This is a genomic window from Streptomyces sp. NPDC008317 (genome assembly GCF_042955955.1).
Taxonomy (GTDB): domain Bacteria; phylum Actinomycetota; class Actinomycetes; order Streptomycetales; family Streptomycetaceae; genus Actinacidiphila.
The window spans coordinates 808,534-829,222 of sequence record NZ_JBIBFQ010000002.1; the positions used below are offsets into that span (position 1 = coordinate 808,534).

General features: G+C 72.2%; 21 protein-coding genes. 9 read left to right on the forward strand and 12 right to left on the reverse strand.

The window, feature by feature from the left end; all coding sequences use genetic code 11:
* The first annotated feature begins 36 nt into the window (after positions 1-36).
* Positions 37-450, forward strand: coding sequence for a Fur family transcriptional regulator (locus ACFY9V_RS08600; RefSeq protein WP_355344554.1), 414 nt, complete (start codon positions 37-39; stop codon positions 448-450).
* A gap of 381 nt (positions 451-831) precedes the next feature.
* Here the strand turns inward: ACFY9V_RS08600 and ACFY9V_RS08605 are convergent, their stop codons facing one another.
* From ACFY9V_RS08605 to leuA, 6 genes are all read right to left on the reverse strand, one after another.
* A complete protein-coding gene (locus ACFY9V_RS08605) occupies positions 832-1,662 on the reverse strand; it encodes an isoprenyl transferase (RefSeq protein WP_188280782.1) in 831 nt (276 codons plus the stop codon).
* Between the two features lie 29 nt (positions 1,663-1,691).
* On the reverse strand, positions 1,692-2,441 hold the full coding sequence (recO, locus tag ACFY9V_RS08610; protein WP_355344550.1) for a DNA repair protein RecO: 750 nt from the start codon (positions 2,439-2,441) through the stop codon (positions 1,692-1,694).
* A gap of 70 nt (positions 2,442-2,511) precedes the next feature.
* Positions 2,512-3,204: a response regulator transcription factor gene (locus tag ACFY9V_RS08615; RefSeq protein WP_355344548.1), complete on the reverse strand. Its 693-nt coding sequence runs from the start codon at positions 3,202-3,204 to the stop codon at positions 2,512-2,514.
* Positions 3,201-4,424, reverse strand: coding sequence for a histidine kinase (locus tag ACFY9V_RS08620; RefSeq protein WP_391047656.1), 1,224 nt, complete (start codon positions 4,422-4,424; stop codon positions 3,201-3,203). The genes ACFY9V_RS08615 and ACFY9V_RS08620 overlap by 4 nt, the downstream gene beginning before the upstream one ends.
* Positions 4,425-4,779: 355 nt before the next feature.
* Complete coding sequence (locus ACFY9V_RS08625; RefSeq protein WP_355344543.1) at positions 4,780-5,496, reverse strand: TerB family tellurite resistance protein; 717 nt, start codon at positions 5,494-5,496, stop codon at positions 4,780-4,782.
* Between the two features lie 173 nt (positions 5,497-5,669).
* Positions 5,670-7,433 carry a 2-isopropylmalate synthase gene (gene leuA / locus ACFY9V_RS08630; RefSeq protein ID WP_355344540.1) on the reverse strand — a complete coding sequence of 588 codons (1,764 nt, stop codon included), beginning with the start codon at positions 7,431-7,433 and terminating at the stop codon, positions 5,670-5,672.
* A gap of 303 nt (positions 7,434-7,736) precedes the next feature.
* Between leuA and ACFY9V_RS08635 the strand changes: the two genes are divergently transcribed.
* Both ACFY9V_RS08635 and ACFY9V_RS08640 read left to right on the forward strand, forming a co-directional pair.
* Positions 7,737-8,855, forward strand: coding sequence for a M4 family metallopeptidase (locus ACFY9V_RS08635; protein WP_391160264.1), 1,119 nt, complete (start codon positions 7,737-7,739; stop codon positions 8,853-8,855).
* 8 nt (positions 8,856-8,863) lie between these two features.
* Positions 8,864-9,127, forward strand: a complete 264-nt coding sequence (locus tag ACFY9V_RS08640) for a protealysin inhibitor emfourin (protein ID WP_391160608.1) — start codon at positions 8,864-8,866, stop codon at positions 9,125-9,127.
* 175 nt (positions 9,128-9,302) lie between these two features.
* Here ACFY9V_RS08640 and ACFY9V_RS08645 read toward each other — a convergent pair whose 3' ends face one another.
* Both ACFY9V_RS08645 and ACFY9V_RS08650 read right to left on the reverse strand, forming a co-directional pair.
* Positions 9,303-10,118, reverse strand: a complete 816-nt coding sequence (locus ACFY9V_RS08645; protein ID WP_355344534.1) for a transglycosylase SLT domain-containing protein — start codon at positions 10,116-10,118, stop codon at positions 9,303-9,305.
* Between the two features lie 300 nt (positions 10,119-10,418).
* Positions 10,419-11,894, reverse strand: coding sequence for a DHA2 family efflux MFS transporter permease subunit (locus ACFY9V_RS08650; RefSeq protein ID WP_391160267.1), 1,476 nt, complete (start codon positions 11,892-11,894; stop codon positions 10,419-10,421).
* Positions 11,895-12,071: 177 nt separating this feature from the next.
* Here ACFY9V_RS08650 and ACFY9V_RS08655 point away from each other — a divergent pair, with 177 nt between their 5' ends.
* Positions 12,072-13,115 carry an AsnC family transcriptional regulator gene (locus tag ACFY9V_RS08655; RefSeq protein WP_391160269.1) on the forward strand — a complete coding sequence of 348 codons (1,044 nt, stop codon included), beginning with the start codon at positions 12,072-12,074 and terminating at the stop codon, positions 13,113-13,115.
* 47 nt (positions 13,116-13,162) lie between these two features.
* On the opposite strand, the gene era is transcribed toward ACFY9V_RS08655, so the two are convergent.
* Positions 13,163-14,104: a GTPase Era gene (gene era / locus ACFY9V_RS08660; protein ID WP_355344525.1), complete on the reverse strand. Its 942-nt coding sequence runs from the start codon at positions 14,102-14,104 to the stop codon at positions 13,163-13,165.
* A gap of 212 nt (positions 14,105-14,316) precedes the next feature.
* On the opposite strand from era, the gene ACFY9V_RS08665 reads away from it, so the two are divergent.
* Together ACFY9V_RS08665 and ACFY9V_RS08670 are read left to right on the forward strand one after the other, a co-directional pair.
* Positions 14,317-15,642: an ammonium transporter gene (locus tag ACFY9V_RS08665; RefSeq protein ID WP_391047480.1), complete on the forward strand. Its 1,326-nt coding sequence runs from the start codon at positions 14,317-14,319 to the stop codon at positions 15,640-15,642.
* On the forward strand, positions 15,639-15,977 hold the full coding sequence (locus tag ACFY9V_RS08670) for a P-II family nitrogen regulator (protein ID WP_355344523.1): 339 nt from the start codon (positions 15,639-15,641) through the stop codon (positions 15,975-15,977). Before ACFY9V_RS08665 ends, ACFY9V_RS08670 begins: the two co-directional genes overlap by 4 nt.
* 68 nt (positions 15,978-16,045) lie before the next feature.
* Here ACFY9V_RS08670 and ACFY9V_RS08675 read toward each other — a convergent pair whose 3' ends face one another.
* Positions 16,046-16,396 carry a cytidine deaminase gene (locus ACFY9V_RS08675; protein ID WP_355344520.1) on the reverse strand — a complete coding sequence of 117 codons (351 nt, stop codon included), beginning with the start codon at positions 16,394-16,396 and terminating at the stop codon, positions 16,046-16,048.
* A 138-nt stretch (positions 16,397-16,534) separates the two neighbouring features.
* Between ACFY9V_RS08675 and ACFY9V_RS08680 the strand changes: the two genes are divergently transcribed.
* Positions 16,535-16,729, forward strand: a complete 195-nt coding sequence (locus tag ACFY9V_RS08680; RefSeq protein WP_355344517.1) for a hypothetical protein — start codon at positions 16,535-16,537, stop codon at positions 16,727-16,729.
* A gap of 103 nt (positions 16,730-16,832) precedes the next feature.
* On the opposite strand, the gene ACFY9V_RS08685 is transcribed toward ACFY9V_RS08680, so the two are convergent.
* A complete protein-coding gene (locus tag ACFY9V_RS08685) occupies positions 16,833-17,657 on the reverse strand; it encodes a helix-turn-helix domain-containing protein (RefSeq protein WP_391160609.1) in 825 nt (274 codons plus the stop codon).
* Positions 17,658-17,820: 163 nt separating this feature from the next.
* Here ACFY9V_RS08685 and ACFY9V_RS08690 point away from each other — a divergent pair, with 163 nt between their 5' ends.
* The gene (locus ACFY9V_RS08690; protein WP_391160271.1) at positions 17,821-19,302 is read left to right on the forward strand and encodes an MFS transporter; all 1,482 of its coding nucleotides are present in this window, start codon (positions 17,821-17,823) and stop codon (positions 19,300-19,302) included.
* A gap of 11 nt (positions 19,303-19,313) precedes the next feature.
* Here ACFY9V_RS08690 and ACFY9V_RS08695 read toward each other — a convergent pair whose 3' ends face one another.
* Positions 19,314-19,667, reverse strand: a complete 354-nt coding sequence (locus ACFY9V_RS08695) for a nuclear transport factor 2 family protein (protein WP_391160274.1) — start codon at positions 19,665-19,667, stop codon at positions 19,314-19,316.
* Positions 19,668-19,774: 107 nt separating this feature from the next.
* Between ACFY9V_RS08695 and ACFY9V_RS08700 the strand changes: the two genes are divergently transcribed.
* On the forward strand, positions 19,775-20,671 hold the full coding sequence (locus ACFY9V_RS08700) for a LysR substrate-binding domain-containing protein (protein ID WP_391160276.1): 897 nt from the start codon (positions 19,775-19,777) through the stop codon (positions 20,669-20,671).
* The last annotated feature ends 18 nt before the right edge of the window (positions 20,672-20,689 follow it).

The following is a 20,689-nucleotide window of genomic DNA, read 5'->3' on the forward strand; positions in this document are numbered from 1 at the left end:
GGACAGGTGCACGAAGCGACCCAGAAGGAGGCACCGGTGACCACCCATCCCGTACGTGGCCGCTCCACCCGGCAACGGGCCGCCGTGTCGGCCGCTCTCTCGGAGGTCGACGAATTCCGCAGCGCGCAGGATCTGCACGACATCCTGAAGCACCGCGGCGACTCCGTCGGGCTCACCACGGTCTACCGGACCCTTCAGTCGCTGGCCGACGCGGGCGAGATCGATGTCCTCCGGACCGGTGAGGGCGAGTCCGTCTACCGCCGCTGCTCCGGCGGCGGCCACCACCACCACCTCGTCTGCCGCGTCTGCGGCAAGGCCGTCGAGGTCGAGGGGCCCGCCGTCGAGAAGTGGGCCGACGCCGTCGCCGCCGAGCACGGCTTCGCCGATGTCGCCCACACCATGGAGATCTTCGGCACCTGCTCCGACTGCGTCGAGCACCCCCAGCCCTAGCCCACCCCCAAGGGCCTCCCCCGCCCTTCCCCGACCCCGCCCGGACGGCTCTTCCACCGGGGCGGTAGGCCGGTCTTTCCCGGGCGCGGCCCCCGGACGGCTCTTCCACCGGGGCGCCGGCCACGTGTCTTTAGGGGCGCGGGGAACTGCGCGCTCAGCCCCCACCGGGCTTTCAGCCCGAAAACACACAGCAACTGCCCCGCTGGGGCCGGTTTTCAACGGCGCGCCACCGCCGTGGCTGGTCGCGCAGTTCCCCGCGCCCCCACAAGCAGGCCCTGCGCAAGGGCACCGCGCGGCCGGGAATGCCGGGCCGCCGTCCGGGGCGGAGGAACCGTCCGGGGGCGGCCCCGGGAAGGATCGGGTCACCCCGCCCGGGAAGGGCTAGGCGCGTTGGTCGCCGGCGAGCTGGGCCTCGTTGGGGATGGCCCCGCCGAAGCGACGGTCGCGCGAGGCGTATTCGACGCAGGCCCGCCACAGATCGCGCCGGTCGAAATCGGGCCACAGCACGTCCTGGAAGACCATCTCGGCGTAACTGCTCTGCCAGAGCAGATAGTTGGAGGTGCGCTGCTCACCACTGGGACGCAGGAAGAGATCCACGTCGGGCATGTCGGCGTAGTAGAGATACTTGGCGAAGGTCTTCTCGTTGACCTTGGACGGGTCGAGCCGCCCGTCGGCGACATCACGGGCGATGGCCTGCGCCGCATCGGCGATCTCGGCGCGCCCCCCGTAGTTGACGCAGAAATACAGCGTCATCGCGTCATTGTCGACGGTCTGCTCCTGGGCGACCTGGAGCTCCTGCACGACGGACTTCCACATCTTGGGCATGCGCCCGACCCACCGGATGCGGATGCCGAGTTCGTCCATCTCGTCGCGGCGCCGCCGGATCACGTCCCGGTTGAAGTTCATCAGGAAGCGCACCTCCTCGGGCGAGCGCTTCCAGTTCTCGGTCGAGAAGGCGTACAGCGAGAGGTTCTTGACGCCGATCTCCAGGCAGCCCTTCAGCACGTCCAGGACGACGCCCTCGCCGACCCGGTGGCCCTCGGTGCGCGGCAGGCCGCGCTCCTTGGCCCAGCGGCCGTTGCCGTCCATGACGACGGCCACGTGCTTGGGCACCAGCTCGCTCTGGAGCTTCGGCGGACGCGCCCCCGACGGGTGCGGGTCAGGTGTCCGATACGAGCTTCGGGAACGGGCCAGAATCCCGTGACGTGCCATGGTGGTACTTCTCCTCATGCCTTCTCGGCTCAGGTCTTCTCGACGAACCGCAGGGAGCGCAGTCCGCGCTCCAGGTGCCACTGGAGGTAGGCCGCCACCAGCCCGCTGCCCTCACGGCAGTGGCGCGGCTCGCAGGCGTCCGCGGTCTCCCAGTCGCCGCCCAGCAGCGCGCCGAGCAGTTCCAGTGACTCCCGTGAGGGTACGACGCTTCCCGGCACCCGGCAGTCGCCGCAGACGACTCCTCCCGCGCCGACCGAAAAGAACCGGTTGGGACCGGTCATACCGCATTTGGCACAGTCGTCGAAGCTGGGCGCGTATCCGTTGACGGCCAGCGACCGCAGCAGGAAGGCGTCGAGCACCAGCCGGGGCTCGTGGTCACCCGCCGCGAGCGTCCGCAGCGCGCCGACCAGCAGCAGATACTGCTGCACGGCGGGCTCGCCCTCGTGGTCGGTGAAGCGCTCCGCGGTCTCCAGCATCGCGGTGCCCGCGGTGTAGCGGTCGTAGTCGGTGACGATCGAGCCGCCGTACGGCGCGATCGTCTCGCCCTGTGTGCACAGCGGCAGACCGCGGCCGACCAGTTCCCCGCCGCGGACGAAGAACTGCACGTCGACGTGGCTGAACGGCTCCAGGCGCGCGCCGAACTTCGACTTCGTCCTGCGCACACCGCGGGCCACCGCCCGTACCCGTCCGTGCCGCCGGGTGAGCAGCGTGATGATCCGGTCCGCCTCACCCAGCTTCTGGGTGCGCAGCACGATGCCGTCGTCGCGGAACAGACTCATGGGCCCATTCTCGCGTACGGCGGGAGCGGTACGGCGACGGACGGCCGACCGGCTGCCGCCGGGCCCCGGCTCAGCGGTCGGCGCCGGGCGCGACCAGGCCGGACTCGTAGGCGGTGATGACGAGTTGGGCGCGGTCGCGGGCGCCGAGCTTGCCCATGATCCGGCTCACGTGCGTCTTGGCGGTGAGCGGGCTCAGGCCCAGCGCCTCACCGGTCTCCGCGTTGTTCAGGCCGCGCGCGACCAGCGTGAGGACTTCGCGCTCGCGCTCGGACAGCCCGCCGAGCCCGGCCGGGGCCGGGGCGCTGACCAGCGGCCGGTCCGGCAGCCGCAGCACCCGGGCGATCAGCCGCGCGGTGGGGCCGGGCGACAGCAGCGAGTCCCCGGCCGCCACGGTACGGATCGCGTCCAGCAGCTCCGCGGGCCTGGTGTCCTTGACCAGGAAGCCGGACGCGCCCGCGCGCAGCGCCGACACCACGTGCTGGTCGTCGTCGTAGGTGGTCAGTACGAGGATGCGCACACCCGCCAGGTCGTCGTCGGCGGCGATCCGCCGGGTGGCCTCGATGCCGTCGAGCTCCGGCATGCGGATGTCCATCACGATGACGTCGGCGCGGGCGCTGCGCGCCTGCTCGACCGCCTCCAGGCCGTTCGCCGCCTGCCCGACCACCTCCATGTCGCGGGCGGACTCCACCAGCATCGCGAACGCGGCCCGCACCAGCGTCTGGTCGTCGGCGAGCAGCACGCGGATCGGCGGCGGCGAGGTCATCTGTGGTCTCCCTGGTGATCGACGGTGAGCGGCAGCACGGCGCTGACCGCGAAGCCCGTACGGTCCTGGCGCGGCCCCGCGGTGAGGGTGCCGCCGACGCTGCGGGCGCGCTCGCGCATCCCGGCGATGCCGAAGCCCTCGGTACGCCCCTCGGCGCGGTTCGCGGGCGCGGGGCCGCCGCAGGAGCCGTCGTCCTCGATCAGCAGGTGCAGGGCCGTCTCCCGGCGGTCCACCCGTACGGTGATCAGCGGGCTCGGGACCCCCGCGTGCCGTACCGCGTTGGTGAGCGACTCCTGGACGATCCGGAAGGCCGCGGCGCCCACCGCGGGCGGCACCGGCGCGACGCCCACGGCGTCGCCCAGGTCCACCCTGGCCCCCGCCGCCTCGGCGGCCTTGGCGAGCGCCGGTATCCCCGCCAGGTCGGGCAGCGGGCCGTCGCCGTCCGCGCGCAGCACCCGCAGCGTGGTCCGCAGCTCGGCGCGGGCCTCCCGGCAGGTGTCGGCGATCGTGTCGAGCGCGGCGGCCACCGCCGTACGGTCGAGCCGGTCGGGGTCGGCGACCAGGATGTGCGCGGCCACCGACGTCTGCACGCCGATCAGGGTGATGCTGTGCGCGAGCAGGTCGTGCAGGTCGCGGGCGATCCGCAGCCGCTCCTCCGCGACCCGGCGGGCCGCCTCCTCCTCGCGGGTGCGCTCGGCGCGCTCGGCCCGCCCGACGATCGCGGCCACGTAGTTGCGGTGCATCCGCACCACCTCGCCCGCCACCGCGACCGCCACGATCCAGCCGGCGCTCTTGAGCATGTCGGTGCCCGCGTGCGGCGCGCTGATCGTCGACATGATGGCCGCCATCAGCGCGATCACCGTCGGCAGCAGCAGGAACGTACGCAGGGGCGGCCCCGCGACCGCCAGCGCGTACAGCGCCACCATGCTCGACGGGATCGGCGCCACCTGGATGTTCTCCAGGTAGTGGTACGGCGCCACGAACGCCAGCATCCCGAGCATGCACACCAGCGGCGAACGCCGCCGCCACACCAGCACCAGCGCGCTGCCCACCAGCAGCGCCCAGCCCGCCAGGTCCGGCCGCCCGCTGGCCGGCTCCTCCGGCAGACAGCACGCCAGGAACGCCTCCACGGCGAACACGAGCGCGGCGAACGCCACGTCGGCGGGGGCGACCCGCGGTCCCGGCGCCGCCGGGATGCGCGGGGCGCGCAGAAGGTCCATGGTGAGCGCCACGGACCCATCCTCCCGGACGCGGGGTGCGCCGAGCCAGGTCACGGGGTCGCGGCGGGGCGCAGACGGGCCAGCGGTACGGCCCTGAGCCGCGGTACCGCCCACGGACGTGTGGTGACGTTCATGGGCTCCTCCGAAAGCCGAGGTCTTCTCCTACCGTCAGCTTCCTCCGCCGGGCTCGCCTTCCTCGTCCCGCCCAGGACCGATCCGGGGGCTACTCCCCCAGGAGTACGCCCCCCTTCACGCAGGGCCTGTGCCCCGTCAGGGGCGCTGGGGGGCACCTTGAGAAGGGGCACCTTGAGGACAGGCCCTGCGCCAGGGCGCCCACGCGCGGGCGGACCGCAGGTCAGAGGGCCGCGGCGGCTCCGGCGAGGAGGCGGTCGATGTCGGTGAGGGGCAGGGAGAGACAGCGGCCGACGGCTTCGAGGACTTCGCGTTCCGCAGGAAGGTAGGGCCCGTCGGCGAGGGCGATGTGCGCGCCCTGGAGGAGAACCCGCTCGCGCCCGAGCGGGTCGAGGTGGTCGGCCAGGGGCTCGAGCGCCTCGTGGAGCTCGATGGACAGCCAGCTCCCGCACCCGTCGACCTCGTCGGCGAAGGAGTCGGGCCCGAGTGGGGCACCCCCCGAGCCCGAGGCGCCGTACCGGCCCTCGTCGGCGACGATGGCGGCGAGCAGCCCGAGCAACTGGTCCTCGGTGCAGTCGGAGAACCCGGCGGAGCGCACGGCGCCGACGGCGGCCTCGCGGGCCGGGCGGCCGGTGGCGCCGCCCGCGGTGAGGACGGCGAGCGCGATGGTGTGCACGGCGTCCCGCAGCATCGCGGAGAAGCGGGTGGTGGTGGGCCGCAGCAGGACGTCGGAGGCGTACTGCCGGTGGCAGGCGGTGCACTCGATGACGGTGCCCGCGGGGCCCCGGCGCAGGACCGGCACATTGAGCACGGTCAGTCTGCGGGTGCCGGTTCTGCGGTGGTAGGCACGGTCGCCGCCGCAATCAGGGCAGAAGAACTCACCGTCGTCCTCGGTGTGCCACGCCGTTCGCACACCCCAGATACACAGCCTCAGCTTCATCACGCTGCACCCTCCGGCCGTTCGGCAACGCTGCCGCACTGCCGTGATGTTAGCCACAGTCGGCGGTCGCAGTCAGTACCGCGTAAGGGGCAATTGCCTTGCGAGGGTGCTCGAACCGGTCCGCCCGGGGGTTTTCGCCCCTCGGACGGACCGGGTGAACCGGGTCAATCCCGTCAGCGCGCGGCCCGGTTGACAGCCGAGACCAGCGCCTGCAACGACGCGCGGGTGGTGTTGGGGTCGACGCCGATCCCCCACAGCACCTTTCCGTCGATCGCGCACTCGATGTACGAGGCGGCCCGCGCGGAGGCGCCCTCGCTCATGGTGTGCTCGGAGTAGTCCAGGACGCGGGCGTCGATGCCCACCCCGGCCAGCGCGTCGACGAAGGCCGAGATCGGGCCGTTGCCCGTACCGCTCAGGGTGGTCTCGACGCCGTCGACCACGGCCTCGACGGTGAGGGCGTCGGTGCCGTCGCTGGAGGTGGACGTCTGGGCGGAGCGCAGGGCGACCCGGCCCCACGGGTTGTCGCTGGTGGGCAGGTACTCGTCCTGGAAGACCGACCAGATCTGCGCGGGGGTGACCTCGCCGCCCTCGCTGTCGGTCTTGGCCTGGATGATCCGGGAGAACTCGATCTGCATGCGCCGCGGCAGGTCCAGCTTGTGGCCGTTCTTCAGCACGTACGCGACGCCGCCCTTGCCGGACTGCGAGTTGACGCGGATGACGGCCTCGTACGAGCGGCCGACGTCCTTGGGGTCGATCGGCAGGTACGGCACCGCCCACTCGATGTCGTCGACGGTCTTGCCCTCGGCGGCGGCGGTGGCCTCCATCGCCTCGAAGCCCTTCTTGATGGCGTCCTGGTGGGAGCCGGAGAAGGAGGTGTAGACCAGGTCGCCCGCGTAGGGGTGGCGCGGGTGGACCTCCATCTGGTTGCAGTACTCGGCGGTGCGACGGATCTCGTCGATCTGCGAGAAGTCGATCTGCGGGTCGACGCCCTGGCTGAACAGGTTCATGCCCAGCGTCACCAGGTCGACGTTGCCGGTGCGCTCGCCCTGCCCGAACAGGCAGCCCTCGACCCGGTCCGCGCCGGCCATGAGCGCCAGTTCGGCGGCGGCCACGGCCGTACCGCGGTCGTTGTGCGGGTGCGCGGACAGGCACACGTACTCGCGGCGGGACAGGTTCCGCGACATCCACTCGAAGCGGTCGGCGTGTGTGGAGGGGGTGGAACGCTCCACGGTGGCGGGCAGGTTGAGGATGATCTCGCGGCCCGGCTCGGGCTGCCAGACGTCCATCACGCCCTCGCAGACCTCCAGGGCGAAGTCCAGCTCGGTGTCGGTGAAGATCTCCGGGCTGTACTGGTAGCCGAAGACGGTGTCGTCGCCCAGGATCTTCTCGGCGTACTCCATCACCAGCCGGGTGCCGTCCACCGCGATCGCCTTGACCTGGTCACGGCTGCCGCGGAAGACGACGCGGCGGAAGACCGGCGCGGTCGCGTTGTACAGGTGGACGGTGGCGCGGGGTACGCCGCGCAGGGCCTCGACAGTGCGCTCGATCAGTTCCTCGCGCGCCTGGGTCAGGACGGAGACCGTCACGTCCTCGGGGATCGCGTCGCCCTCGATCAGGGAGCGTACGAAGTCGAAGTCGGTCTGGCCCGAGGACGGGAAGCCGATCTCGATCTCCTTGTAGCCCATGCGGACCAGCAGGTCGAACATCTCGCGCTTGCGGGTGGGCGACATGGGGTCGATCAGCGCCTGGTTGCCGTCGCGCAGGTCCGTGGAGAGCCAGCGGGGCGCCTGGGTGATGCGGGCGTTCGGCCAGGTGCGGTCGGCGATGTCCACGGCCTCGTAGTGGCCGTACTTGTGGACCGGCATCACACTGGGGCGCTGGCGCGCGGTGGCCGTGGTGATGGGCGTGGGACGGCCGACGCGATTGGGGGTTGTCATGGGGCTCTGGCTCCTCGGGGGTCCGGCTGAGTGTCGGCCGACGGCGATGGCACGCCTGAACTCCGCGGGGAGGGGGTCGGCCTACGACTACAGGCCCTCGCCGCGGCAGCTAAGGAGAAGCAGCCCGAAACGCATGATGGGACGACCATAACCGAGGCGGACGGAATCACGTAGCCGGTACGAAGATCCTCTCAGCATGCAAGATGCACGGTTCTGTCCACTCAAACCATGATCCTTCGCTCCTTTTCGTCAATCATCGTCGCAACCCGTGACAGCGACTGTGACGCGTGCCACATTGCCGCCATGACTGCCACGCATGCGCCCAACGCCGTCTTCTGCACGATCGTGCCGCCGCACGTGCTCGACAAGCTGTCCCGTTCCGAGGACTCCGGGGTCTCGGGACCCGCTCGCCGCACCCTGGAGCAGGACGCGCTGCAACGCACCAGGCGCCGCCTGACCACGGTGATCGGCGCCACCGCCGTCACCGGGGCCGCCGCCTCCGACCAGCCGCGACGGACCGTTCACGACGCCAAGCACCAGGACACGCTGCCGGGGCGCAAGGTGCGCGCCGAGGGAGCCAAGCCGTCCAAGGACGCGAGCGTCAACCGGGCGTACGACGCGCTCGGCGCGACCTTCGAGACGTATCTGAAGGCGTACGGGCGTCACTCGATCGACGACGCGGGCCTGCCGCTGGTGGCCAGCGTCCACTACCTCCAGGGCTACAACAACGCCTTCTGGAACGGCCAGCAGATGGTCTTCGGGGACGGCGACGGCGAGATCTTCCTGGACTTCACCCTTCCGCTGGACGTGATCGGCCACGAGTTGACGCACGGCGTCACCCAGTACAGCGCCAACCTGGACTATTTCGGGCAGTCCGGCGCGCTCAACGAGTCCGTCTCCGATGTCTTCGGCAGCCTCATCAAGCAGTTCACGCTCGGGCAGAGCGCGGAGCAGGCCGACTGGCTGATCGGCGCCGGGCTGCTCGCACCGGGCGTCGACGGCCACGCGCTGCGCTCGATGAAGGAGCCCGGCACCGCCTACGACGACCCGCGGCTCGGCAAGGACCCGCAGCCCGGCACGATGGACGGCTACGTCACCACCTCGCGCGACAACGGCGGCGTGCACATCAACTCGGGCATCCCCAACCACGCCTTCTACCTCCTGGCGGCCGAGCTGGGCGGCAACGCCTGGGAGCAGGCCGGGCAGATCTGGTACGACACCCTCACCGGCGGCTCGCTGTCGCCGCACGCCCAGTTCGCGGACTTCGCCGCGGCCACCGCCGCGGCGGCCAAGGCCCGCTACGGTGAAGGCGAGCAGCACCAGGCGGTGCTCTCGTCCTGGTCCCAGGTGGGCGTCGCTCCGGCCGCCGCCCCCGCGGCCGAGGTCCCCCGCCAGCAGCCCGGCCAGCCGCAGGAGGCGTGACACAGCCCATGCGTATCGAGGTGGTCCGCTCCGGCGGCTTCGCGGGCGTCCCCCGCCACGCCGCCCTCGACACGGCGGGCCGCCCCGACGCGGCCCGCCTCACCTCCCTGGCCGAGGCCGTCCTGGCCGCTCCCCCGCCCTCGGGCCCCCCGGTCCCCGACGGCTTCACCTACGCCATCACCGCCGACGGCCGCACCGCCCACTGCGCCGACCCCCACCTGACCCCCGCCCAACGCGAATTGATCGAGGCGGTCCTGGGCGAGGGCGCGTAGGCCGCCCCCGTCCGAAGACCTGGAATCCCGGTGACCGACCCGCTGCTTCCCGCGGGCGTCGGGGCGCCGGGACACCTGGCCGACCGGACCGGCGGGCGCCGCTGACGCCGGAAGGGCGGCGGGGCCGTGGGGCCTCGCCGCCCTTCCGGGGTGCGGTGGGTGGTGAAGTGCGCGATCAGTACGCGGAATTCACGTTGTCCATCGAGCCGTAGCGGTCGGCCGCGTAGTTGCAGGCGGCGGTGATGTTGGCGACCGGGTCGTAGATGTCCCACGAAGTACCGGACACGTGGTAGGTCTTGAAGGTCGGGTCGATCACCTGGAGCAGGCCCTTGGAGGGAATGCCGTTCCGGGCATTGATGTCCCAGTTGTTGATGGCCTTCGGGTTACCGCTGGACTCGCGGATGATGTTCTTGTGAATCCCGTTGTAGCTGGCGGGAATTCCCTTGGAGTGCAGGATGTCCAGCGACTGCTTGATCCAGCCGTCGAGGTTGTTCGAGTAGGACTTGGCGGCGGCCTTCACGGGCGTGGCGGCGGCGGCCTTCTTCGGCGCGGCGACGGGAGCGCGCTTGGTCGAGCGGTTCGCGGCGGACTTCTGCTTCGCGCGGTCGGCGGCGTCGGCCGCGGCCTTCTTCTTGGCCGCCTCGGCGTCCGCCTTCTTCTTCGCGGCGTCGGCCTGCTTGGCGGCCTCGGCCTTCTTCGCCGCGTTGGCCTGGTCGGTCTTCTTCTGCGCGGCGTCCCTGATGGACTTCTGCGACGCGAGGCCGGTCTGCGCGTTCAGGTCCTTGACCTGCGTACCGGTGGAGACCGAGAACCCGGCCGGGTTGCTCGCCGCGGTCGCCGAACCGGCACCTGCGGTCGCTTCCAGACCGGTCACGGTCAGCACGACCGCGGCAGCGGCGACAGCGCCGGCGGCCGTGATCTTGTGCTTCTTCGGCATCCGGTTGAACGCGGTGAACGTAGGGAGCTTCTTCGGGATCGTGGGGAGCTGCATTCGGGAATTACCTCTTCCTCCGTAGCGGACCAGTGAATTGTTAGAGGCGGGCAATTCAGAGGTCAAAGACCCCGTCTACGGATTGCATTCGTAGACGGGGTCGGGAGGAGGCGTTTTCCCGTCAATACGGGAGGCGCGGTGTACTAAGCGGCTTCGTATGTGACCTGCGTCCTATCGAGGGGATCACAAGGGGGTGCCCCCTCTGTCGCGGTGCGTGAAAGAGGGGGCACTTTGTGTGTCCGTCATATGTGGCGCCGGTCACTCAAAAGCGAGTGAATCGGATGAAGCGGTCGTCGGCCGTCATTTCAGGCCGGTGGCGACCTCCTCTACCGCGCTGACCTGGGGCTTTCCCTCAGCCTCGGCCGAGGCGTCACCGTCAGCGGCCGGAGCGGGAGCAGAGGCGGCAGCGGCGGGGCGGAGCGTGGCCAGGACGAGCACGGCTCCGGCCAGCGCGGCGACCGCCGCGTAAAGGGAAATGCGGTCCAGGCCCGAGGCGTATCCGGCCCGCAGCGAGCCGCCGCCCGCGGTCGTGTCGCGCAGCCGCGAGGTGAAGACGGCGCCGAATACCGCGATGCCGAGCGTCATTCCGAGCTGGCGGAAGGTGTTCACGGCGGCGCCCGCCATGCCCGCGCGCTGCGGGGGCACGGCCTCCACGGCGGCCGAGACCAGGACCGGGGTGGCCAGCCCCGCGCCCACACCGACGACCGCCAGGCCCGCGAAGAGGGCGGACTGCCCGGACGAGGCGTGCACGGACAGCCACAGCACCGCGCAGCCCGCCGCGATCAGGACGAGACCGCCGGCGATCGGCAGCCGGGGCGCGACGCGGTGCATGTGCCGGCCCGCGACGGCCGCGGCCAGGAAGGACGCCCCGGCCAGCGGCATCAGGGCCAGACCGCCGCGGATCGGGCTGAGGCCGAGGACGTTCTGGAGCCACAGCGAGAGGTAGACCAGGCCGCTGAAGGCCGCCGCCTGGTAGAGCAGGGCGCCGCCGAGCAGGCCGGAGAAGCTGGCGCGGCGCAGCAGCGCCAGGTCGAGCATGGGGTGCGCGGACCTGGCCTCGGCGACGACGAAGCCGACGACGGCCAGGGCGGCGACCGCGAAGGCCGTCAGGGTCAGCGACTCGGTCCAGCCGTGCTCGCCGCCGCGGATCAGCGCGTACGTGAGCGAGGCCGCCGCGAGGGTGAAGGCGGCGGCGCCCGGCAGGTCCAGGCGTCCGGCGCCGCGCCGCCCGGCGGGCAGCACCTTCAGGGTGAGCGCGACGGCGACGACCGCGATCGGCAGGTTGACCAGGAAGATCGCCTGCCAGCCGAAGCCCTGGGTCAGCAGGCCGCCGAGGATGGGCCCGGCAGCGGCGGCGGCGCCGTTGACCGCGCCCCAGACGCCGAAGGCGGTGCCGCGGTCGCGGCCGTGGTAGGTCGCGGACACCAGCGCGGCCGAGGTGGCGAACATCGCGGCGCCGCCCACGCCCTGCACGGCCCGCGCGGTGATCAGCGCGGCGGTGTTCGGCGACAGGGCCGCCGCCAGCGAGGCGAGGGCGAAGACGACGAGCCCGGCCGCGTAGATCCGCCGGTGTCCGAAGAGGTCGGCGAGCGAGCCCGCCACCATCAGCAGGGCGGCGAGGGCGAGCGCGTAGATGTCCATCACCCACTGCAAGGAGGTGAAGGACGCGTCGAGGTCGGACGCCATGCTCGGCAGGGCGACGTTCACGATGGTGACGTCGACCAGCAGGATGAAGGCGCCCAGGCAGATCGCCACGAGGGGCAGCCATTTGCGCATGGGTGGAACTCCGTTCGGGAGCGGACCTCGCGGGCCTGACGGACCTCAAGGGGTCCGCGAGTCCGGCGGATCGTGCGGATCGTGGGGTGCAGCGGTTCCCACGATCCGTGACGCCCGGTCCGCGCCACAGTCAGCGACACCTTGGCGGCGGAATCCGACATCCCCTAGCCTTGCCCGATGGAATCCGACACGACATGGGACATGCTGGAGGGACTCGACGAGCTGGACCACCGGGTCGTGCACGCCCTCCAGATCGACGGCCGGGCGCCGTTCCGCCGGATCGGCGACGTGCTCGGCGTCTCCGACCAGACCGTGGCCCGCCGCTACGGCCGCCTCCGCTCCAGCGGACTGCTGCGGGTGGTGGGCCTGACCGACCCGCACCGGATCGGTGTGACGCCGTGGTTCGTACGGGTGCGGTGCACGCCGGACGCGGCGGCCTCGGTCAGCGAGGCGCTGGCCCGGCGTACCGACACCCGCTGGGTCAGCCTCATCTCGGGCGGCACCGAGATCTTCTGCCTGGTGCAGGCCGCGCTCCCCCAGGGGGACGACTCGCTGCTGCTCCAGAAGCTGCCGCGCACACCGCGCGTGGTGCAGGTGACCGCGCAGGCGATGCTGCACGTCTTCTTCGGGCAGGATCTGAGCCCGGTGACCAAGGCGGGCTGGCTGAGCGCGGACGAGGCGCGGGCGCTGGTCGTGGCGGACGCGCAGGCCCCGGCCCCGGAGAGCACGGCGCCGTATCCGCTGGCCCCCGACGACCAGCCGCTGCTCGACGCGCTCGCGGTGGACGGCCGGACACCCGCCGCCGAACTGGCCGAGGTCACCGGCTGGTCGCAGACGACGGTACGGCGGCGCATGTCGGAGCTGCGGGCGGCCGGGGTCCTCTACTACGACCTGGACTTCGACCGGCGCGCGCTCCAGCCCGCGCTGCGGACGGGGCTGTGGCTGGAGGTCGAGCCCGCCCGTCTGGCCGAGGTGGGGGCGGCGCTCGCCGCCCACCACGAGATCGCCTTCGCGGCGGCGACCACCGGCACGGCCAACGTCTACGCCTCCGTGAACTGCCAGGACGCCAGCGCGCTCTACCGCTATCTGACCGGGCCCGTCGCCGAGCTGCCCGGCATCCGGCGCACCGAGACCTCGCCCCTGCACCGCACGATCAAGGGCGCGAGCCCCCTGCCCGCCCCCAGCGCCAGGACCCGCCTGGCGGACGCCGACCGCACCTGACCCGCCGCGGGCGGCCTACGGTCGGCGAACCGCGAGCCGGCCGCGGGTCAGAAGCCGAGCTTGCGGAGCTGCTTCGGGTCGCGCTGCCAGTCCTTGGCGACCTTCACATGGAGGTCGAGGAAGACCGGGGTGCCCAGCAGGGCCTCGATCTGGGTGCGGGACTTCATGCCGACCTCCTTCAGGCGGGCGCCCTTGGGGCCGATGATGATGCCCTTCTGGCTGGGCCGCTCGATGTAGAGGTTGGCGTGGATGTCGAGCAGCGGCCGGTTCTCGGGGCGGCCCTCGCGCGGCAGCATCTCCTCGACGACGACCGCGATGGAGTGCGGCAGTTCGTCGCGTACGCCTTCGAGCGCGGCCTCGCGGATCAGCTCGGCGACCATGACCTGCTCGGGCTCGTCGGTGAGGTCGCCCTCGGGATAGAGCAGCGGGCCCTCCGGCAGCAGCGGCACCAGCAGGTCGGCCAGCAGCTCGACCTGGTCGCCGCCGGTCGCGGAGACCGGCACGATCTCGGCCCACTCGATGCCGATGTCGCGGCCGAGCTTGTCCACGGCGAGCAGCTGCTCGCGCAGCGTCTGTCCGTCGACCAGGTCGGTCTTGGTGACGATGGCGACCTTCGGCGTCTTCTTGATCCCGGCCAGCTCGCGCGCGATGAAGGTGTCGCCGGGGCCGAGCTTCTGGTCGGCGGGCAGGCAGAAGCCGATCACGTCGACCTCCGACCAGGTGGTGCGCACCACGTCGTTGAGCCGCTCGCCGAGCAGCGTGCGCGGCTTGTGCAGCCCCGGGGTGTCGACCAGCACGAGCTGGGCGTCCGGCCGGTGCACGATGCCGCGCACGGTGTGCCGGGTGGTCTGCGGCCGGTTGGAGGTGATCGCCACCTTCTGGCCGACCAGAGCGTTCGTGAGGGTGGACTTCCCGGCGTTGGGGCGGCCGACGAAACAGGCGAAACCGGACCGGTGCGGGGTGTCTGCGGGCTGGGTACGAGCGCTCATGCGCCCATTCTCCCCGAAGACGGGGGTGCCTGAGCCCGCCCCCGCCCGTACGGCACCCGCCGGGGCCCTTCTCCGGCGGCCCGCGGGTGACGGCACGGTGATCCGCCGGAAACCCTCGCGCAACACGAAACACGGCGGAAACACGTATGCCCACAACCGGAAATACGCGCCCGTGACGCTCTTCCCCAGCCGTCCATGGAAGGGACTCCCCCGTGCTGCTCCTGTCCGCCGGTCAACCCGCGGTCGACGCGGGCGACACCGCCTGGCTGCTGGCCGCCACCGCGCTGGTCCTGCTGATGACCCCCGGCCTCGCGCTCTTCTACGGCGGCATGGTCCGCAGCAAGAGCGTCCTCAACATGTTCATGATGAGTTTCGTGTCGATCGCGCTGGTCACCGTGGTCTGGTTGACCGCCGGTTACACCCTCGCCTTCGGCCCCGACGCGGGCGGCCTCGGCCTGATCGGCGGCCTGGACCACCTCGGGATGCACGGCATCACCCCGACGACCGTCACCGGCCATGTGCCGACCCTGCTCTTCGCCGCCTTCCAGCTCACCTTCGCGATCGTCACCGCCGCGCTGATCAGCGGCGCCGTCGCGGACCGCGCGCGGTTCGGCGCGTGGGTGGTGTTCGTCCTGGTGTGGACGCTGGCCGTATACGTACCCGTCGCGCACTGGGTGTTCGGCACCGGCGGGTGGATCGTCGGCGAACTGGGCGCGCTGGACTTCGCGGGCGGCACCGTCGTGGAGGTGTGCTCGGGCTCCTCCGGGCTCGCGCTGGCGATCGTGCTCGGGCCCCGGCTCGGCTTCCGCAAGGACTCGATGCGCCCGCACAATCTGCCGCTGGTGCTGCTCGGCGCGGGCCTGCTCTGGTTCGGCTGGTTCGGCTTCAACGCCGGGTCCGCGCTCGGCGCCAACGGCCTGGCCGCCGCCGCCTTCGTCAACACCCAGGCGGCGGGCTGCGCCGGGCTGCTCGGCTGGCTGCTGGTCGAGAAGCGCAGGGACGGGCACGCCACCACCCTGGGCGCCGCGTCCGGCGCGGTCGCCGGTCTCGTCGCCATCACCCCGTCCTGCGGCAGCGTCGACATGGTGGGCGCGCTGGTCGTCGGGCTCTGCGCCGGGGTGCTCTGCTCGTACGCCGTGAGCTGGAAGTTCCGCTGGGGCGTGGACGACTCGCTCGACGTGGTCGGCGTCCACCTCGTCGGCGGCGTGGTCGGCACCCTGCTCATCGGTCTGCTCGCCACCGCCACCATGACCGGCGGCCCCGAGGGCCTGCTGTACGGCGGCGGCCTCGGCCAGCTCGGCAGACAGGCCGTCGCGGTCGCGGCGGTCGGGGCGTACGCCTTCGCCGTGACGTACGGCATCGGGCGGGCGATCGACCGGCTGATGGGCTTCCGGGCGAGCGAGGAGGAAGAACGGACCGGCCTCGACCTGACCGTGCACGCCGAGACCGCCTACGATCACGGCGTACTGACGCACGGCACGTCGCTCCCCGCGCACAAGGCCGCTGCTCACGTCCCGGACAGGAGCACCCTCGGATGAAGCTGGTCACCGCGGTCATCAAGCCGTTCAAACTGGACGACGTGAAGACCGCACTCCAGGAGATGGGCGTGCACGGCCTCACCGTCACCGAGGCCAGCGGCTACGGGCGCCAGCGCGGCCACACCGAGGTCTACCGCGGCGCCGAGTACCGGGTCGACCTCGTCCCCAAGGCCCGGGTGGAGGTGCTGGTAGAGGACGCCGACGTCGAGGCCGTCATCGAGACGCTCGTGGCCGCGGCCCGCACCGGCAAGATCGGTGACGGCAAGGTGTGGGCGGTGCCGGTCGAGACGGCCGTACGGGTCAGGACCGGGGAGCGCGGACCCGACGCGCTCTAGAGTGCGTCCCGCCGCGCCGGACAGGCCCCAGGGCCTGTCCGGCGGATCACGAACGGCCCCTTCGACCCCTAGCCCGCGGTGACCGTGCTCCGGACCGTACCGTCCGGGGCCGCGAGGATCACCGGCGTGGCCGGGCCGCCCAGGTCCCCGACGACGGCGCGGTCCCGGTCCGCGGCGGCGGTCTCCGCCGTGACCACGACGGCCGCCTCCAGCGAGGTCGCCCCGCTCGCCACCGCCATCGCCACCGCCGTCTGGAGCGCGCTGAGATTCAGCGACGCCAGCGCCACGGGGCCCGCCACATAGGTCCGGCCCATCTCGTCCCGTACCGCCGCGCCTTCCGGCGCGCCGTTACGGGCACGGACCGACCGGGCCAACGTGATGAGTTTCCGGTCTTCCGGGTCCACGGTCGCATCGCTCATGCGCCGACCTTATCCGCCGCCCCGCACGCGCCTTCGCGGAGGTGGCCCCGGTTTCGTCACCCTGGGTGGCCGAAGATGCGCGGACAGCGAACCGCGCTTAGCGTGGGTCGTGCAGTCCTCCTCGTCTGAGGTGATTCGATGCTTCTGCACCTGCCCTTCGTCATCGTCCTCGCCGTCGCGGCCTTCTTCCTGAAGCGGAAGGGCTCGATGAAGGCGACCCACGCTCTCGTCTGCGGTGCCTTCGGGTTCTATCTGGCGGACACGAGCCTGGCCACGTCGATCCAGGCGGCCAGCGCCAACCTGGTCTCGATGATCGGCACCTTCGGCACCTGAGGTCCCGAGAGCATGAGGTCCCGAGAGCCCGAGTGCCCGAGACCCCGGCGATCCGGACCCGTCCGGGGGACCCGCGGGCCCGGAAATCCTCAGGCCCCCGCGGTCAGCTCGCCCGCTCGTCCACCGAGCGGAACGACCCGCGCCGCTGCTCCGGTGACGCCAGCCACTGGAGCTTGGCGGCCGTTTCGGTGTCCGGCAGCGGATTGTGCATCACGATGGTGAGGTCGGGGCGGGCCGGGATGCGCAGTTGGGTGCTCTCGAAGTGGAGGTCGCCCACGAGCGGGTGGCTCAGCTCCTTGATGAGCTGACCGCTGGGCTGGACGTCGCCGAGCGCCCACAGCTCGGCGAATTCCGTGCTGACCGCCGCCAGTTCGGAGACGATCCGGTGGAAGCCCTCGTCGTCCGGGTACTCCGAGGCGGCGGCACGGTACTGGGCGACGATGGTCGCCGCCAGCGTCGCGTGCCGGTCGGCGCGGCCCCGGTAGACGGGGTCGGTGAAGAAGCTGACCAGGCAGTTGGTGTCGCGCGCGGTGAAGGCGAAGGTCTGCCGGGCGGGCTCGTTGAACGCCAGGATGTTCCAGTAGGCGTCCATGATGTGCGCGGGGAACGGCGACCAGGACTCGATCAGCCGGTAGAGCCCCTCGCAGAAGTCGGCGTCGGGCACCGCTTCCGGCAGCGGCGGATTGAGCCCGGCGAGCACGTACAGATGGCGCCGCTCCGGACCGGTCAGGCGCAGCACGCGCGCGACCGCGTCGAGGACCTGCGGGGAGACGGTGATGTCGCGTCCCTGTTCGAGCCACTGGTACCAGGACGCGCCGACCCCGGCCAGCACGGCGACCTCCTCGCGGCGCAGCCCCGGTGTGCGGCGCCGGGCGCCGCCGTCCGGGAGTCCGGCCTGCGCGGGCGAGATCCGGGCCCTGCGGGCCATCAGGAAGTCCCGCAGTTCCCGGCGGCGGTGCGGCTTCGACGACAACGGCGCGGACACGGTCTGTTCCACTCGCTCCCCCTCGGCCTGCGGCCTGGCTGGTGGTCCGGCCACCAGCATAAAGGGCGGCTCCCCACCGGCCCGTGGATCGCCGGAAGGTGGTCGCATGGCAACCGACACCACCGCGTCCCCTTCGAGCACGTCCGCCTCGGGCCCCGGCACGGGCCCCGCCTCGGGCCCCGCCTCGGGCACGACGGGCGCCCTGCGCGCCCCGGCTCCCCAACACCTCGGCATCCGCGCCAAACTGGTGCTCCTCGTGCTCTGCGCCGCCCAGTTCATGATCTCCCTGGACTTCTCCATCCTGAACGTGTCGCTGCCCGTCCTCGGCTCCGACCTCGGTATGAGCAGGGCCAATCTCCAGTGGGCGGTGACCGCCTTCGCGCTGCCGTCCGGCGGATTCCTGCTGCTCTTCGGCCGGATCGCCGACCTGTACGGGCGGCGCCGGCTGTTCCTGACCGGTCTCGCGGTCTTCGCCGCCGCCTCGCTGCTGGCCACCCTCGCCTGGAACCCGGCGGCCTTCCTGGCCGCGCGGGCCGTGCAGGGCCTGGGCGCGGCGGCCGTGGTGCCAACCGGCATGTCGCTGCTGACCACGACCTTCCCCGAAGGGCCGCTGCGGGAGCGGGCGTTGGGGATCAGCGGCACGCTGCTGTCGCTGGGCTTCACCATCGGCATGGTGATGGGCGGCACGCTCACCGACGCCTTCGGCTGGCGGTCCACGATGGCGCTGCTGGCCGCCGCGGGCGTCCTCGTCCTGGCCGCCGCGCCCGCGCTGCTCACCGAGTCGCGGCACCCGCGCCGCCCGCGGATCGACGTACCCGGCGCGGTCACCGTGACCGGCGGGCTGCTCGCGGTGATCTACGCGCTGTCCACGGCCGCGCAGCGCGGCTTCGGCGGCGCCGACGTGATCGCCGCCCTGGTGCTGGGCGTCGCGCTGCTGGCCGCCTTCGTGGCGGTGGAGTCGCGGGCCGCCGAGCCGCTGGTGTCGCTGCCGATGCTGCGCCGACGCACGGTGGCCTGGGGCAATCTGGCCGGGCTCGCCACCTTCTCGATGATGAGCACGGTGGTCTTCCTGCTCACCCTCTACCTCCAGGAGATCCGCGGCCTGTCGGCGTTCCGCACCGGCCTGGTCTTCGGTGTCCAGGGCGTGGCCGCGGCCGTCACGGGGATGACCGCGGCGCGGGTGATCGGCCGGATCGGCACCCGCGGCACGCTGCTGGCCGGTCTGGTCGTGCAGGGCGCGCTGACCGCCGTGCTGGTCCTGCTCGGCCCCGGCTCCTCCGGCACGTGGCTGGCGATGGCCGGGGTCACGCTGGCGTGCGTCGGCCACCTGTGGGTGATCGTCTCGTACGGGATCACCGCGACGTCCGGGCTGCCGGACCACGAACAGGGCCTGGCCACCGGACTGGTGACGAGCAGTCAGCAGATCGGTCTGACGGTCGGCATCCCGCTGCTCTCCGCGCTGGCGTCCAGCCGGGCGCACCTGCTGTCCGGTATCCACCTGGCGCTGGCGGTGGACGCGGCCGTGCTGCTCGCGGTGGCGGTCATGGTCGCGGTGGGGCTCGGCCGAAGCCGTACCGCCGGGGTCTGAGCGGCCAGGGCTCAGCTCTCCGGGCGGTCCAGGACGCGCAGCCAGCGGCCGTCCGGCTGGCGGCGGGCGACCTGGACCCGGCCGCCCGTGCCGTCCTTCGGGCGGGTGGAGGTCAGCGCGAGGTCACCGCTGATCAGGGTGGGCAGCGGCTCCTCGACCTCGAAGACCGGCTCGGCGGCGAGCAGCCCCGCGTACAGCTCGCGCAGCGCCGCCGTGCCCCGCGACGGGCGGTCGATCGGGTAGGCGACCACCGCGTCCGGTTCGAAGAGCTCCAGAATCCCTTCCAGGTCACCGGAGTTGACCCGCTCCACGAACAGCCGGGCGATGTCCTCCGGGTGGGTGGCGTAAGCGCGGTTCTCGGTCATGGTGTGGCGCTCCCTCGTGTGCTCCTCGGTTCCCCCGCTGTCCATTCTCGACGGCCCCCATCCATAAGTCCAAGATCTGGATCTTCTGCGAGCTAGCATGTCCGATTATGGAACTGCGGCAGCTCGAATACTTCGTGACGGTGGCCGACGAGGCGGGATTCACCCGGGCGGCGACCGCCTTGCACGTGGCGCAGCCGGGGATCAGCGCGCAGGTCAGACAGCTCGAACGGGAGCTGGGGCAGCCGCTGTTCGACCGCTCGGGGCGTACCGTGCGGCTCACCGAGGCCGGGCGCGCGGTGCTGCCGTACGCGCGGGCCGCGCTCGACGCCGTCGCCGGGGCGCGGCTGGCGGCGCAGGAACTGACCGGGCTGGTACGCGGCCGGGTCGCGATCGGCACCGTCACCTCGCTGGGCGCCGACACGGACGTGCCGGGGATGCTCGCCGGTTTCCACGACGCGTATCCGGGCGTGGAGATCACGCTCGGCGAGGACACCTCGGACCGGCTGCTGGCCGGGCTGCGCGCCGGGCGCTACGACCTGGCCTTCGCCGGGATCGCCGGGGAACCGCCCGAGGGCATCGGGACGCAGACGGTCATCGACGACGCGCTGGTGGCGGCCGTCGCGCCCGGCGACCCGCTGGCCGGGCGCCGGACCATGCCCGTCAAGGCGCTCGACGGGCGGCCCCTGATCGTCCTGCCCACCGGCACCGGGCTGCGGGCCGCCGTCGACACCGCGTGCGCGGCGGCGGGCTTCACGCCCCGGATCGCCTTCGAGGCGGGCAACCCGGAAGTCCTCGCCGCCCTCGCGGAGCGCGGCCTCGGCGTCGCGCTCCTGCCGGCCGGTCTCGCCGCCTCACGCCCCGGCCTGCGCGTCCTGCCGCTGACCCGGCCCGCGGTCCGCTCCCGGCTGGCGCTGGCCTGGCGGGAGCACGCGGGCGCGTCCCCCGCCGCCAAGGCGTTCCTCGCCCACGCCCGCCGCTTCCTCGCCGAGCGCAGCCGCCCCTGACGGGCCGACCGTCCTCAG